Source organism: Rhizobium sp. 18055 (assembly GCF_902706285.1).
In the GTDB taxonomy this organism is placed as follows: Bacteria; Pseudomonadota; Alphaproteobacteria; order Rhizobiales; family Rhizobiaceae; genus Rhizobium.
Map to the genome: position 1 here is coordinate 1 of NZ_CACSKD010000345.1, position 424 is coordinate 424.

The window sequence follows — 424 nt, forward strand, 5'->3', positions numbered from 1 at the left end:
GCCTGGGCGATGAGCGCGGGCGAATAGGGCTGCTGCCCGTTCTCGTGGGTGACGATGGCGGCCACGAGCACGGCGAGCGTGCCCGCGTTCTCCATATCGATGGCATCGCCCACGCCCACGCCGAGCGCCTTCGCGACCTGTCGCGCATATGCGCCGGTGTCGTTCTCGGTGGGCGGCGCCCACCGGCCGACGATGGCCTCGGGGGTGCGCAGCCCATACTTCCGGCTGTACGACAGCAGCACTTTCGCGAGCGCGCGCAGGCCCCACACGGGAGCCTCGAAGACCACGAATCTCGGGTCGCTGCTCTGGTCGGCGGCCATGCCTTGCCACCGTTCGGCGGTGCGGTCGATGTTTCCCGGGTTGCAATTTCGGACTCCGCGGGGCAGTGCCATGGTTCGTTCTTTCAGGTCCAGAGGTTGACGGT

The 424-nt window shown here is 68.2% G+C and carries 1 protein-coding gene; it reads right to left on the bottom strand.

The features are described 5' to 3' along the window. Positions 1-392 (bottom strand): structural protein P5 (locus tag GVL52_RS29430; protein WP_160012762.1); only part of this gene is annotated, 392 nt, incomplete at its 3' end. Between the last annotated feature and the right edge of the window lie 32 nt (positions 393-424).